A 14227-nucleotide genomic window follows, 5' to 3' on the forward strand; every position below is an offset into this window, starting at 1 on the left:
CCCCTCCCCTCCCCTCCCCGCACCAGCTCCGCCACGGGCCCGCTCCGCCACGCCCACCGGAACGCCGACCGCCGCCGCTCCCTCGCCGCCGCGCATGCGCGCGCCGGTCCCACGGCCCCGGTCCCGTTCCACCGGCGCGCCCCGGCGCGCGGGGCGGCCCGGACGACGGCCTCCCATGCCCTCCGCGACCCGCACGGGACACGCGAGCCCCGCACCGGAACTCCCCCACCCCCAACGGCGCTTCCCCCGCGTGGCCCGGCAACGGCCGCCGCCCGCGCGGCCGTTCATGTGACGAACATCCCACTCGCTGACGTCGGCATCGTCCATGATGGAGCGTCAGCTCCGTCCCGACCTCGTACCCGCGCCCGGGCCGATCCCGAGCCCCCCAACCCCCGGACTCCCAACCCCGAACTCCCAACACCGAGCCCCGAACCCCGAACCCCGGACAGCGAACCGCCCCGCCCCGCCCCCGAAGGGAAACAGCCCGTCATGACCGAGGCACCGCGCGGCGGTCCCGCCAAGGTGGTCGTCATCGGCGGCAGCATGGCCGGGATGCTGGCCGCGGCGGCCGTGAGGGACCACACCGACCGCGTCGAGATCGTCGAGGCGCACGAGCTGCCCGACGGCCCCGACCCCCGTACCGGCGTCCCCCAGGCCGTCCACATCCACATGCTCCAGACCGGCGGGGCCGAGGCGGTCGAGGCGCTGCTGCCGGGGAGCGTCGGCCGCCTGGTCGCCGCGGGCGCCCATCGCATACCGGTGACCACCGGCATGGTCATCCACTCCCCCGAGGGCTGGTACCGCCGCTGGCGGCGCGCCACCCACTACCTGATCAGCGCCAGCCGCGACCTGACCGACCTCGTCGTCCGGCGGCAGGTGCTGGAGGACCCCCGGATCGGTGTGCGGACGCGCACCCGCGCCGTCGGGCTGCTCGGCGACCGGCGCGCCGTGACCGGGATACGGGTGCGCGCCGCCGACGGCACCGAGGCGGAGCTCCGCGCCGACCTGGTCGTCGACGCCTCCGGCCGGTCCTCCCACACCCCGCGGTGGCTCACCGACCTGGGCGTCACCGGGCTCACCAGGGACGAGATCGACTCCGGCCTGGTGTACGCCAGCCGGATCTACCGCGCCCCCGGCCCGCTCCGCGACTGGCCCATGATCGGCGTGCAGGCCGACCCGCGCCGGCCCGGACCGGGCGGTTCGGGCGGCATGCTCCCGATCGAGGGCGACCGCTGGCACGTCAGCCTGATGGGCCCCCCGGGCGCGCACCCCACCCGCGACCCGGCGGACTTCGAGCCCTTCGCCCGCTCGCTGCGCCACCCCATCCTGGCCGATCTGCTGGCGCACGCCGAGCCGCTCACCGGCGTCAGCCTCACCCGCGGCACCGCCAACCGGCGCCACCACTACGAGCGGCTCGCCCACTGGCCCGAGGGCCTGGTCGTGCTCGGCGACGCGGCGGCGGCCTTCAACCCGGTCTACGGGCACGGGCTCACCGTGGCCGCCCAGAGCGCCCTGGCCCTGCGCGAGCTGCTCGCCGGGGACGGCGCCGCCGGACGGCGCGCGGGACGGGCCCCGGGCTTCGCCCGGCGGGCCCAGCGCGCCGTCGCCCGCCCCGTGGGCTCCGCGTGGGCCCTGGCCACCGGGCAGGACATCCACTTCCCCACCACGACGGGCCGGAGCCCGACGGCCGCCGACCGCCTCCTGCTCCGCGGCGTCAGCCGGCTCTCCCGCACGGCGGCGGGCTCCTTCCGCGCCGCCACCGCCCTGACCGACGTCCTCTCCCTCCAGGCGCCGCCGGTCTCGCTGGCCCGGCCCGACGTGCTGCTGGCGGCCCTGCTGGGCCCCCTGCGGCCCCCGCTGGAGCACCCGCCGCTCACCCGGGCCGAACGCGCCCTGCTGAACCCCCCGGACCGGCCCTGAGACCTTCCTCACAGGGAACCGCCCCCGAAGGCCCCGCCCGGCCCGGCGGCGACCGCCCGCCCGGCCCACGGGGCCGGGAGACGGACGTCACCGCACACGAAAAACGGAACGGGCGGCATCGTCTGAACGATGCCGCCCGTTCCATCGGTACGACCGGAGCGCCTCAACCGGCACTCTCTTGTGCGCGAGGGGGGAGTTGAACCCCCACGCCCTTGCGGGCACTGGAACCTGAATCCAGCGCGTCTGCCTATTCCGCCACCCGCGCATTGGGTGTTGTCCTCGGGCCCGTTTCCGCTGCTCCCAGCGGCGTGGCGCCTTCCGACATGCAGAACATTAGCACGCCGGCGGCTGCCGATTCACCTCACTTCCGCCGGGGCGGGGTCGCCCCGCGCACGTACCGACCTGTGACCGTCCGGGTATCAACCTCGTACCGGTCCGGCCCGTCTCCCAGGGAGCCCGGTCAGGTCGTCAGCCGGGTGCGGGACACTGGACCACGGCCGCCTCTACGATCCAGAGGGAAGGTGCGGACAGGTGTCCCCCCGGGAGTTCGGCGCGGACTCCGCAGGGGAACCGGTCGATCGACCCGCGCGTGGATACGATCAGTAAGCACTACCAGGTACGCAGCGGCACGCAGGGCAGTGAACAGGACGGCAGCGACGGAGGAGGTGCCCCATGGGAGTCCTGAAGAAGTTCGAGCAGCGCCTCGAAGGTCTGGTCAACGGCACCTTCGCGAAGGTGTTCAAGTCCGAGGTACAGCCCGTGGAGATCGCGGGCGCGCTTCAGCGCGAGTGCGACAACAACGCGACCATCTGGAACCGCGACCGCACCGTCGTCCCCAACGACTTCATCGTGGAGCTGAGCACCCCGGACTTCGAGCGGCTCAGCCCCTACTCCGGGCAGCTCGGCGACGAGCTGGCCGGCATGGTGCGGGACTACGCGAAGCAGCAGCGCTACACGTTCATGGGACCCATCAAGGTCCATCTGGAGAAGGCCGACGACCTCGACACGGGCCTGTACCGGGTGCGCAGCCGCACCCTCGCCTCCTCCAGCAGCCAGCAGGCCGGACCGGGCGCCGCCCCGCCCGCCCCCCAGGGCCGCCCCGGCGCCCCCGGCGGCGGCTACGGCTACCCGCCCCCCGCCGGTCCCGCGGGCGCCCCGCCGATGCCCCCCGGCCCCCCGGCCGGCGGCTACGGCTACCCTCAGCCCGCGGGCGGCCAGCGCCCCCCGGCCGCCCCCGCGGCCGGAAGCCGCACCCGCCACTGGATCGAGATCAACGGCAACCGCCACCAGATCTCCCGCGCCACGCTCGTGCTGGGCCGCAGTACCGAGGCCGACGTGCGGATCGACGACCCCGGCGTCTCCCGCCGGCACTGCGAGATCCGGACCGGAACGCCCTCGACGATCCAGGACCTCGGCTCCACCAACGGCATCGTGGTGGACGGGCAGCACACCACCCGCGCTACGCTCCGCGACGGCTCGCGGATCGTCGTGGGCAGCACCACCGTTATCTATAGGCAAGCCGAAGGGTGATCCGGGGGCAATGTCAGAGCTGACCCTGACGGTCATGCGGCTGGGTTTCCTGGCCGTACTGTGGCTGTTCGTGATCGTGGCCGTGCAGGTCATCCGCAGCGACCTGTTCGGGACGCGGGTCACCCAGCGCGGGGCGCGGCGCGACGCCGCGCGACCGCAGCAGGCCGCGCGCCAGGGCCAGGCGCCTCCGCAGCAGCGCCAGCAGCAGGGCGGCCGCCGCGGCCGCAACACACCCACCAAACTCGTCGTCACCGAGGGCACCCTCACGGGCACCACCGTCGCCCTCCAGGGCCAGACCATCACCCTGGGCCGGGCGCACGACTCCACGATCGTGCTCGACGACGACTACGCCTCCAGCCGCCATGCCAGGATCTACCCGGACCGCGACGGGCAGTGGATCGTCGAGGACCTCGGGTCCACCAACGGCACGTATCTGGACCGGTCCCGGCTGACGACTCCCACACCGATCTCGCTGGGTGCGCCGATCCGCATCGGCAAGACCGTCATCGAGCTGCGGAAGTAGTGCTACACCAATGAATGAGCGCGAGCGGAGCGAGCACGCGGAGGCGGCCGGCGGTACCGGCCCCGGCGCGCTCCCGACCGGAGGGTGGGCAGTGTGGCTCGACACGACCGGCTGCATGCGGAGCCGACGGGCGAGGTGCGCATGAGTCTGTCACTGCGCTTCGCCGCCGGATCGCACAAGGGCATGATCCGCGAGGGCAACGAGGACTCCGGCTACGCCGGCCCCCGGCTGCTCGCCATCGCCGACGGCATGGGCGGCCAGGCGGCCGGAGAGGTCGCCTCCTCCGAGGTGATCTCCACCATCGTCGCCCTCGACGACGACGTCCCCGGCTCCGACATCCTCACCTCCCTCGGCACCGCCGTGCGCCGCGCCAACGACCAGCTCCGCCAGATGGTCGAGGAGGACCCCTCCCTGGAGGGCATGGGCACCACCCTGACCGCCCTGCTCTGGACCGGCCAGCGGCTCGGCCTGGTGCACGTCGGCGACTCCCGCGCCTATCTGCTGCGCGACGGCGTCCTCACCCAGATCACCCAGGACCACACCTGGGTGCAGCGGCTGGTCGACGAGGGACGCATCACCGAGGAGGAGGCGGGCACCCACCCCCAGCGCTCCCTGCTGATGCGTGCCCTCGGCAGCGGCGAGCACGTCGAGCCCGACCTGTCCATCCGCGAGGTCCGGGCCGGCGACCGCTATCTGATCTGCTCCGACGGGCTCTCCGGCGTCGTCTCCCACCAGACGCTGGAGGACACCCTCGCCGGCTACCAGGGCCCGCAGGAGACCGTGCAGGAGCTGATCCAGCTCGCGCTGCGCGGCGGCGGCCCCGACAACATCACGGTGATCGTCGCCGACGTCCTCGACCTCGACACGGGGGACGGCCACACCGGGCAGCTCTCCGACACCCCCGTCGTCGTCGGCGCCGTCGCCGAGAACCAGCACCAGTCGCACGACAACCGCATCATGCAGACCCCGGCCGGCCGCGCCTCCGGCCTCGGCCGCCACGCCGGCGGCGAGTTCGGCCCGCCCGGCAGCGGCGAGGCCGGCGGCTACGCCCGCTCCGGCGGCTTCGACGACTACGGCCCCGACGACTTCGTCAAACCCCGCCGGAACCACGTCTGGCTGAAGCGGTCCTTCTACACCGTCCTCGCCCTCGCCGTCGTCGGCGGCGGGCTCTACGGCGGCTGGCGCTGGACCCAGACCCAGTACTACGTCGGCACCAACAACGACCACGTCGCCCTCTACCGGGGCATCAGCCAGGACCTGGCCTGGGTGTCGCTGTCGGAGGTCCAGAAGGACCACCCCGAGATCGAACTCAAGTACCTGCCGCCCTACCAGCAGAAGCTCGTGGAGGCGACCATCGCCGAGGGCGACCTGGCCGACGCCCGCGCGAAGATCGAGGAACTCTCGGTGCAGGCCTCCGCCTGCCGCAAGCAGGCCGAGCGGCGTGCCGCGCAGAGCGGGAAGAAGGCCGGGTCCGGCGAGGAGTCCGCGGGCGGCACGGGAACCACACCCGCCTCCTTCACGTCCAAGGCCACACCGTCGCCCACCGCGTCCCCGACGCCCGGCACGCCGGAAGCGTCCACGACCCCGTCCACGACCGCCGCCCCCACCCCCAGCCCCGGCCCCAGCCTCTCGGAGGAGGAGCAGAAGGTCGTCTCGCTGTGCGGTAAGCAGTAGGCAAGCCGTGAGAGGCCCCGTCACACGATGAGCAGTTCTTCCCAGTCGCCGACGCACCAGACGTCCACGATCGGCGCCATCGGCGCACCCAGCCGCCGCAACACCGAACTGGCGCTCCTGGTGTTCGCCGTCGTCATCCCGGTCTTCGCCTACGCCAACGTGGGCCTCGCGATCAACGACCAGGTGCCCGCCGGGCTGCTGAGCTACGGTCTGGGTCTCGGCCTGCTGGCCGGTATCGCCCACCTCGTGGTCCGCAGGTTCGCGCCCTACGCGGACCCGCTGCTGCTGCCCCTGGCCACCCTGCTCAACGGCCTCGGACTCGTCGCCATCTGGCGGCTCGACCAGTCCGAGCTCCTCCAGAGCATCAAGCAGGCCGGCGGCGCCGCGCCCCGCCAGCTCATGTACACCGCGATGGGCATCGCCCTGTTCGTCGCCGTGCTGCTGTTCCTCAAGGACCACCGGGCCCTCCAGCGCTACACCTACATCTCCATGCTCGGCGCGCTGGTCCTGCTGCTGCTGCCGCTGGTGCCGGGCCTCGGCCAGGACATCTTCGGCGCCAAGATCTGGATCAAGGTCGGCTCCTTCTCCATCCAGCCCGGCGAGTTCGCCAAGATCGTGCTGGCGGTCTTCTTCGCCGGCTACCTGATGGTGAAGCGGGACGCGCTGGCCCTGGCCAGCCGCCGCTTCATGGGCCTCTACCTGCCGCGCGGGCGCGACCTCGGCCCGATCCTCGTGGTCTGGATCGTCTCCATCCTCATCCTGGTCTTCGAGACCGACCTCGGCACCTCGCTGCTGTTCTTCGGCATGTTCGTGATCATGCTGTACGTCGCCACCGAGCGGACCAGCTGGATCGTCTTCGGCCTGCTGATGTCCGCCGTCGGCGCCGTCGGCGTGGCCAGCTTCGAGTCGCACATCCAGACCCGTGTGCAGGCCTGGCTCGACCCCATGCGCGAGTACGAGCTGAGCCGGGCCGGGGTCATGGACGGCGTCCTCCACTCCGAGCAGGCCATGCAGGCCCTCTGGGCGTTCGGCTCCGGCGGCACCCTCGGCACCGGCTGGGGCCAGGGCCACTCCGAGCTGATCCGCTTCGCCGCCAACTCCGACTTCATCCTCGCCACCTTCGGCGAGGAACTGGGCCTGGCCGGGCTGATGGCCCTGCTGCTGCTCTACGGCCTGATCGTGGAGCGCGGCATCCGCACCGCCCTCGCCGCCCGCGACCCCTTCGGCAAGCTGCTCGCGGCGGGCCTGTCCGGCGCCTTCGCCCTCCAGGTCTTCGTCGTCGCCGGCGGTGTCATGGGCCTCATCCCGCTGACCGGTATGACCATGCCCTTCCTGGCCTACGGCGGCTCCTCCGTGATCGCCAACTGGGCCCTCATCGGCATCCTGCTGCGCATCAGCGACACGGCGAGAAGGCCCGCCCCCGCCCCCGCCGCCAATCCCGACGCCGAGATGACCCAGGTGGTCCGACCGTGAACAAGCCACTGCGCCGTATCGCGATCTTCTGCGGCCTCCTGGTGCTCACCCTGCTGCTGCGCGACAACTGGCTCCAGTACGTCAAGGCCGACGAGCTCAAGAGCGACGAGAAGAACCGCCGGGTCGCCATCGAGCGCTACTCCAGCCCGCGCGGCGACATCATCGTCGATGGCAAGGCCATCACCGGCCATGCCACCACCGAGGGCGACTTCAAGTACAAGCGGACCTACAGGAACGGCCCCATGTGGGCCCCGGTCACCGGCTACGTCTCCCAGGCGTACGGCGCCACCCAGATCGAGGCCATCGACGACGGCATCCTCACCGGCAACGACGACCGGCTGTTCTTCCGCAACACCCTCGACATGATCACCGGCAAGAAGCGCGAGGGCGGCAACGTCGTCACCACCCTCAACGGGGCCGCGCAGAAGGCCGCCTACGAGGGGCTGAAGAAGCAGAACGGCAAGGGCGCCGTCGTCGCCCTGGAGCCCGCCACCGGCAAGGTCCTGGCCCTCGCCTCCTTCCCCTCGTACGACCCCACCTCCATCGCGGGCGGCGGCAAGGCCGACGGCGAGGCGTGGAACCGGCTCCAGAAGAAGAACAACCCGGCCGACCCGATGCTCAACCGCGCGCTGCGCGAGGTCTATCCGCCCGGCTCGACCTTCAAGGTGCTCACCGCCGCCGCCGCGCTGGAGAACGGGCTGTACGACTCGGCGGACGAGAAGACCGACTCGCCCCAGCCCTGGACCATGACCGGCACCCAGACGGAACTGAAGAACGAGGGCACCATCCAGTGCAAGGACGTCCCGATGCGCGAGGCGCTGCGGGTCTCCTGCAACACCGTCTTCGGCAAGATCGGCGCCGACCTCGGCAACGAGAAGATGCTGGAGCAGGCGAAGAAGTTCGGCTTCACCGAGGAGCAGTTCATCCCGGTCCGCGCCAACGCCTCGGTCTTCTCCGACGACATGGAGCCCTCGCAGGTCGCGCTCTCCTCCATCGGCCAGTTCAACACCGCCGCCACCCCGCTCCAGATGGCCATGGTCACCGCGGCCATCGCCAACAACGGCGTGCTGATGAAGCCGTACATGGTGGACGAGCTGCAGGCGCCGAACGTGGACACCATCGAGAAGACCAGCCCGACCGAGCAGAGCCGGCCGCTCTCCGCGAAGAACGCCCAGATCCTGCAGTCGATGATGGAGACCGTCGTCAACGAGGGCACCGGCTCCAACGCCCGGATCAGCGGCGTCACCGTGGGCGGCAAGACCGGTACCGCCCAGCACGGTGTCGACAACAGCGAGAACCCCTACGCCTGGTTCATCTCGTACGCCAAGCAGAGCGACGGCAGCTCGCCGGTCGCCGTGGCCGTGGTGATCGAGGACGAGGACGCCGTCCGCGACGACATCTCCGGCGGCGGCCTCGCGGCGCCGATCGCCCGGAACGTGATGCAGGCGGTTCTGGACAGCAAGAAGTGACGACGGACCGAACGGGGCGTGACTCCCGTCACGCCCCCGTCACATAGACGCACGTTGCGATACCGGTCCTGTATCGGGTAACCGGCTTGGCCAGGTCACCCGGGGCGGGCCGGGTACGGTAGGCCGCGGACGACAGCCACCCGACCGCCGAGCGCGCCGGTCGGGACCGACGGAGAGGGCTGGTAGGAACCATGGAAGAGCCGCGTCGCCTCGGCGGCCGGTACGAACTGGGCCAGGTGCTCGGTCGTGGTGGCATGGCGGAGGTCTACCTCGCGCATGACACGCGGCTCGGACGCACCGTGGCGGTGAAGACGCTCCGCGCGGACCTCGCGCGCGACCCGTCCTTCCAGGCCCGGTTCCGCCGGGAGGCCCAGTCGGCCGCCTCGCTCAACCATCCCGCGATCGTGGCGGTCTACGACACGGGCGAGGACTACATCGACGGGGTCTCCATCCCGTACATCGTCATGGAGTACGTCGACGGGTCCACCCTGCGCGAACTGCTCCACTCGGGCCGCAAGCTGCTGCCCGAGCGGACGCTGGAGATGACCATCGGGATCCTCCAGGCCCTGGAGTACTCGCACCGGGCCGGGATCGTCCACCGCGACATCAAGCCCGCCAACGTCATGCTCACCCGCAACGGCCAGGTCAAGGTCATGGACTTCGGCATCGCCCGCGCCATGGGCGACTCCGGCATGACGATGACCCAGACCGCCGCGGTGATCGGCACCGCGCAGTACCTCTCCCCGGAGCAGGCCAAGGGCGAGCAGGTCGACGCCCGCTCCGACCTCTACTCCACCGGCTGCCTGCTCTACGAGCTGCTCACCGTCCGCCCGCCGTTCGTCGGCGACTCCCCCGTGGCCGTCGCCTACCAGCACGTGCGGGAGGAACCGCAGGCGCCCAGCGTCTTCGACCCCGAGATCACGCCCGAGATGGACGCCATCGTCCTCAAGGCCCTGGTCAAGGACCCCGACTACCGCTACCAGTCGGCCGACGAGATGCGCGCCGACATCGAGGCCTGCCTCGACGGGCAGCCCGTCGCCGCCACCGCCGCCCTGGGCGCCGTCGGCTACGGCGGCTACCCGGACGACCAGCCGACCACCGCGCTGCGCTCCGACGCGGGCCCCGGCGGCGCCACCGCCATGCTGCCGCCGATGAACCCGGACGACGGCGGCTACGGCTACGACGACCGCCCCGACCGGCGGCGCCAGCAGCCGCGCAAGTCGAACCTCTCCACGGTCCTCCTGATCCTGTCCGGCCTGGTCGTCCTCGCCGGCGCCATCCTGATCGGCAAGTACGCCTTCGGCGGGGACGGCGCCGCCGACTCCACCGTGCCCGTGCCGCTCCTCGTCGGCCAGACGCAGGAGGAGGCCGGGAAGCTGCTGACCAACCGCGACCTGAAGATGGGCACGGTCGAGAAGAAGCCCTGCGAGGACCAGGAGGCCGGCACCGTCTGCGAGCAGGACCCCAAGCAGGGCACCGAGGTCGAGAAGGACTCCGTCGTCAACCTGGTGATCTCCACCGGCGCCCCCAAGGCCGATGTCCCCGACGTCAAGGGCCAGACCTACGCCGACGCCGAACGCGCCCTGAAGGACAAGGGCTTCGAGGTGGACAAGCGGTCCGAGGAGTCCACCGCGACCCCGGACACGGTGCTCTCCCAGGACCCGGCCGGCGGCACGGAGCTGAAGAAGGGCTCCACCGTCACGCTCACCGTGGCCCGGGAGACGGCCAAGGTCACCGTGCCCGACCTGAGCGGCAAGACCCCGGACGTGGCCAAGCAGCTCCTGGACTCCAAGGGCCTGGTACTCGGCTCGCAGACCCAGGAGGAGTCCGCCGCCCAGGCGGAGGGCACCGTCTTCGAGCAGAGCTTCGCCCCCGGCACCGACGTGGACCGCGGCAGCACGGTCGACATCAAGATCGCCAAGGCGCCGCCGCCCGAGGAGGAGAAGATCCAGATGCCGAGGGTCACGCAGATGACCGTCGGCCAGGCCAAGCAGGTCCTCGCGCAGCACGGGCTGGAGCTGGAGCGGATCATCGGGGCCGACGACGACAACGCCCTGGTCACCGGCAGCAACCCCGCCGAGGGCCAGGAGGTCAAGAAGGGCGACAAGGTCTTCCTGGTCGCGGCCCCGCAGCAGGGCGGCGACAACGGCAACGGGAACGACGGCGGGGGCAACAACGGGGGCGGCTTCCTCGGGGGCCTCGGCCGGGGCCACTGACCCGGCGCCCCACCGCGCCCGCGCCCGCGCGTGACGAGAGCCCCGGTCCCCTCGGTGAGGGGGCCGGGGCTCCGCCGTGCGGGGGCGTCGGGGACAGAGGGGGTCGACGCGGGAGGCGTCGGGGACAGAGGGGGTCGACGCGGGAGGCGGCGACGCGGCGGCGGGAACGGCCGCGGGGACCCGGGTGGCGGAGGGCGGAGGCGCGGGAGCGGCGGGGCGAACACGGCGCGGGATGGGCGGCACGCCGCGCCAGGCCCGGTACCGGCCCGGGGCGCCTGGGCTCCGGGGCCGCCCCGGGCCCGTCATCGCGGCGCGGGGCCCGCCGCCCCGTCCTGCCCCGTCCTGCCCCGGCGATCACGGTCAGCGGCCTGCGGCTCCGGCTGCGGCTCCGGCTGCGGCTCCGGCTCCGGCTCCGGCTCCGGCTCCGGCTCCGGCCCCGGCCGTAGTGGCGCTCAGCGGCCGGGGCTCAGTCCAGTTCCTTCGGCGGCGTCCGGTCGGCGTCGACCTTCTCGGTGCGCACCAGCTCGCCCCAGACCACGTACCGGTACTTGCTGGTGTACAGCGGGGTGCAGGTGGTCAGCGTGATGAAGTGGCCGGCCTTCTTCCGACCGGACTCCTCCGGTACCGGCGCCAGCGCCGCCACGTTGTACTTCGAGGTCTCCGGCAGGACGCTGTACGCCTTGTAGACGTACCAGGTGTCCTTCGTCTCGAAGACGATGGGATCGCCCTCGCCGATCTTGTGGATGTTGTGGAACTTGGCGCCGTGCCCGTCGCGGTGGGCGGCCAGCGAGAAGTTGCCCTTCTTCCCGGACGTGGGCAGCGTCGCCTTCACCGGGTCGGTGTAGTAGCCGGCCACGCCGTCGTTGAGGACCTGCGCCGACGTGCCCTTCTCCACCAGGATCTCGTCGCCGCCCATCGCGGGCACGTGCAGGAAGCCGATGCCGGCGCCGGTGTCGAGGGCGCCGGGGCCGGCCTCCTCCTGCCGGGCCCAGCCGTCGCGGACCCGGTCGGCCTGACGGTCCGCCGCGCGGTCGGCGACCACGTTCGTCCACCAGAGCGAGTAGGCGACGAACAGGCCCAGCACCAGGCCCGCCGTGATGAGGAGTTCGCCCAGGAAGCTGACGGCCAGGGCGACGGCCCGGCCGCCCCGGCGCCGGCGACGCCGTCCCCGGGACCGTGACGGGCCGGACGCGCGGTCCCCCGCGCGGTCCGCGTGATCCGATTCGGTGATCGATGCCACTGGTGTCATCCGCCCCTAGCTCACGAGCGCATCCGGCTTGCCCTTGCTGCGCGGCCGTTCCTCCACCATCTTGCCCCACACGATGAGCCGGTACTTGCTGGTGAACTCCGGCGTGCAGGTGGTGAGCGTGATGTAGCGGCCGGGGCTCTTGAAGCCCGCCTGCCGCGGGACCGGGTCGAGGACGCCGACGTTGCTCGGCGCGGTCACCGGCAGGACGGAGGCCATCTTGTACACGAAGTAGGTGTCCCGGGTCTCCACCACGATCGGGTCGCCGGGCTTCAGCCGGTTGATGTAACGGAAGGGCTCGCCATGGGTGTTGCGGTGCCCGGCCAGCCCGAAGTTGCCGGACGCGTCCTGCGGCATCGCCGTCTTCAGGGGCTTGTCCGCGTAGTGCCCGACCATGCCGCGGTCGAGCACCTTCTTGGTGTCGGTGCCCTCCGCGATCGGCACCACCACGTCCAGCGTGGGCATGTGGAGCAGGGCGAAGCCCTGACCCGGCTCGAAGGCGTCCGGGGCGCGCCCGCTGGCCCAGTCGTCCTGGAGGGCGCTGGCCGCGCGGTCCGCCTGGGCATGGGCCCGGACGTTGGTCCACCAGAGTTGGTAGGTGACGAACAGCAGCATCATCACACCTGTGGTGATGAACAGTTCGCCCATCACCCGGCTGACGATCACGGCGGGGCCCGGCTTGCGGGCGCGGGCCCGGCGGCGGGCCTCCACGCGCGACAGGGGCGCCTCCGCGTCCTCCCCGGCCTCCTGGTCCGGGAACTCCTCCGAAGGCTCCCCACGGCGGCCGTGGCGGCTCCTGGCGGCCCTCCTGCGCGCCGCGCGGCCCCCGTCCCCGGGGAAGGACGGGTCGGCGGGCTGTCCGGGCGGGGGGACGGGGACGCGCAGCGCCATCGTCTCGTCGTCGCCGGGCGGCCCGTAACCGCCCCCGGCGGGACCCCGTTCGGACGGCGCGCCCCGGTACCCCCCGTCGTCGTACGGCCCGTCCCCGTACCCCTGGTCCCCGTACCACTGGTCGCCGCCGTGGGGACCGGCGCCGTGTCCCTCGCCGCCGCGGGGGGCGCCGCCGTACGGGTCCGCGTCGTACCGCCCGTTCCCGTACCGCTCGCCGCCGAAGGCCCCGGGGTCGCCGTACGGCGGGCCCTGGGTGCCGTGGTCCGTCCCGTACGGGTCGTGCCCGTGGTGCCCGGGGTCGTCGCCGTAGGGTCCGCCGGGTCCGCTCCCGAACGCCCGGGGGTCCTCGTACGGCGGCCATCCGTACGAGCCCCCCTGCTCACCGGCGGAGCCGGATTCGCGCTCGGGGCGCAGGGCGGTCACGCCGTGGCCCTGCCCACCACCGGGGCGAGCCCCGCCGACCTCGCCACCGCGTCCCGGTCGCCGCACTCCACCAGCCAGTTGGCCAGCATGCGGTGCCCGTACTCGGTCAGTACCGACTCGGGGTGGAACTGGACCCCCTCGACGGGCAGTTCCCGGTGGCGCAGGCCCATCACGATGCCGTCCCGGGTGCGGGCGGTGACCTCCAGCTCGGCGGGCACCGTGGCCGGTTCGGCGGCCAGCGAGTGGTAGCGCGTCGCCGTGAACGGCGAGGGCAGGCCCGCGAAGACGCCCCTGCCGCCGTGCTCGACGGGGGAGGTCTTGCCGTGCAGCAGCTCCGGCGCCCGGTCCACCACGCCGCCGTACGCCACCTGCATCGCCTGCATGCCGAGGCAGACGCCGAAGACGGGGACGCCGGCCGCGGCGCAGTGCCGGACCATGCCGATGCTCACGCCGGCCCCCTCCGGGGTACCCGGGCCGGGGGAGATCAGCACGCCGTCGTAGCCGTCGTCGGCGTGCTCCGGGGTCACCACGTCGTTGCGCACCACGTCGCACTCGGCGCCGAGCTGGTAGAGGTACTGCACCAGGTTGAAGACGAAGCTGTCGTAGTTGTCGACGACGAGGATGCGCACGCTCACTGGTTGTCCACCGTCACATCGTTGAAGGGAATCAGCGGTTCGGCCCAGGGGAACACGTACTGGAACAGGCCGTAGACCGCCCCCAGGACCAGCACGAGCGAGACCAGCGCCTTCACCCACGCGTTGCCCGGCAGATGCCGCCAGATCCAGCCGTACATGCCGCCCCTTCCGTCGCGCCACGGCACCAAAACCACGCCGTACCCCACCAGACTAGCCGCGCGGGCTCC

The 14227-nt window shown here is 72.4% G+C and carries 11 protein-coding genes and 1 tRNA gene; 7 read left to right on the forward strand and 5 right to left on the reverse strand.

What is annotated here, in order from left to right:
* The first annotated feature begins 489 nt into the window (after positions 1–489).
* On the forward strand, positions 490–1920 hold the full coding sequence (locus GTY84_RS13740) for an FAD-dependent monooxygenase (protein WP_161226538.1): 1431 nt from the start codon (positions 490–492) through the stop codon (positions 1918–1920).
* A 181-nt stretch (positions 1921–2101) separates the two neighbouring features.
* Here GTY84_RS13740 and GTY84_RS13745 read toward each other — a convergent pair.
* Positions 2102–2185 (reverse strand) — tRNA-Leu (locus GTY84_RS13745).
* A 407-nt stretch (positions 2186–2592) separates the two neighbouring features.
* Between GTY84_RS13745 and GTY84_RS13750 the strand changes: the two genes are divergently transcribed.
* The 6 genes from GTY84_RS13750 to pknB all read left to right on the forward strand — a co-directional run bounded on the left by GTY84_RS13750 (position 2593) and on the right by pknB (position 10805).
* Complete coding sequence (locus GTY84_RS13750; protein ID WP_161226539.1) at positions 2593–3450, forward strand: DUF3662 and FHA domain-containing protein; 858 nt, start codon at positions 2593–2595, stop codon at positions 3448–3450.
* 10 nt (positions 3451–3460) lie between these two features.
* The gene (locus GTY84_RS13755) at positions 3461–3973 is read left to right on the forward strand and encodes an FHA domain-containing protein (protein ID WP_161226540.1); all 513 of its coding nucleotides are present in this window, start codon (positions 3461–3463) and stop codon (positions 3971–3973) included.
* Positions 3974–4114: 141 nt separating this feature from the next.
* On the forward strand, positions 4115–5647 hold the full coding sequence (locus GTY84_RS13760; protein ID WP_161226541.1) for a Stp1/IreP family PP2C-type Ser/Thr phosphatase: 1533 nt from the start codon (positions 4115–4117) through the stop codon (positions 5645–5647).
* Positions 5648–5674: 27 nt separating this feature from the next.
* Positions 5675–7120: an FtsW/RodA/SpoVE family cell cycle protein gene (locus tag GTY84_RS13765; protein WP_161226542.1), complete on the forward strand. Its 1446-nt coding sequence runs from the start codon at positions 5675–5677 to the stop codon at positions 7118–7120.
* Positions 7117–8589, forward strand: a complete 1473-nt coding sequence (locus tag GTY84_RS13770) for a penicillin-binding protein 2 (RefSeq protein WP_161226543.1) — start codon at positions 7117–7119, stop codon at positions 8587–8589. The genes GTY84_RS13765 and GTY84_RS13770 overlap by 4 nt, the downstream gene beginning before the upstream one ends.
* 191 nt (positions 8590–8780) lie before the next feature.
* Positions 8781–10805, forward strand: a complete 2025-nt coding sequence (gene pknB, locus GTY84_RS13775) for a Stk1 family PASTA domain-containing Ser/Thr kinase (protein WP_161226544.1) — start codon at positions 8781–8783, stop codon at positions 10803–10805.
* A gap of 466 nt (positions 10806–11271) precedes the next feature.
* Here pknB and GTY84_RS13780 read toward each other — a convergent pair whose 3' ends face one another.
* From GTY84_RS13780 to GTY84_RS13800, 4 genes are read right to left on the reverse strand one after another with little or no spacing between them, the layout of a single operon-like run.
* Positions 11272–12045, reverse strand: coding sequence for a class E sortase (locus GTY84_RS13780; RefSeq protein ID WP_345943428.1), 774 nt, complete (start codon positions 12043–12045; stop codon positions 11272–11274).
* A gap of 15 nt (positions 12046–12060) precedes the next feature.
* Complete coding sequence (locus GTY84_RS13785; RefSeq protein ID WP_345943429.1) at positions 12061–13365, reverse strand: class E sortase; 1305 nt, start codon at positions 13363–13365, stop codon at positions 12061–12063.
* The gene (locus GTY84_RS13795) at positions 13362–14000 is read right to left on the reverse strand and encodes an aminodeoxychorismate/anthranilate synthase component II (RefSeq protein ID WP_161226546.1); all 639 of its coding nucleotides are present in this window, start codon (positions 13998–14000) and stop codon (positions 13362–13364) included. The genes GTY84_RS13785 and GTY84_RS13795 overlap by 4 nt, the downstream gene beginning before the upstream one ends.
* Positions 13997–14194, reverse strand: coding sequence for a hypothetical protein (locus GTY84_RS13800; RefSeq protein WP_202551116.1), 198 nt, complete (start codon positions 14192–14194; stop codon positions 13997–13999). The genes GTY84_RS13795 and GTY84_RS13800 overlap by 4 nt, the downstream gene beginning before the upstream one ends.
* Positions 14195–14227: the final 33 nt, after the last annotated feature.

Origin of the sequence: Streptomyces sp. SID8352 (assembly GCF_009862265.1) — a bacterium.
Taxonomy (GTDB): domain Bacteria; phylum Actinomycetota; class Actinomycetes; order Streptomycetales; family Streptomycetaceae; genus Streptomyces.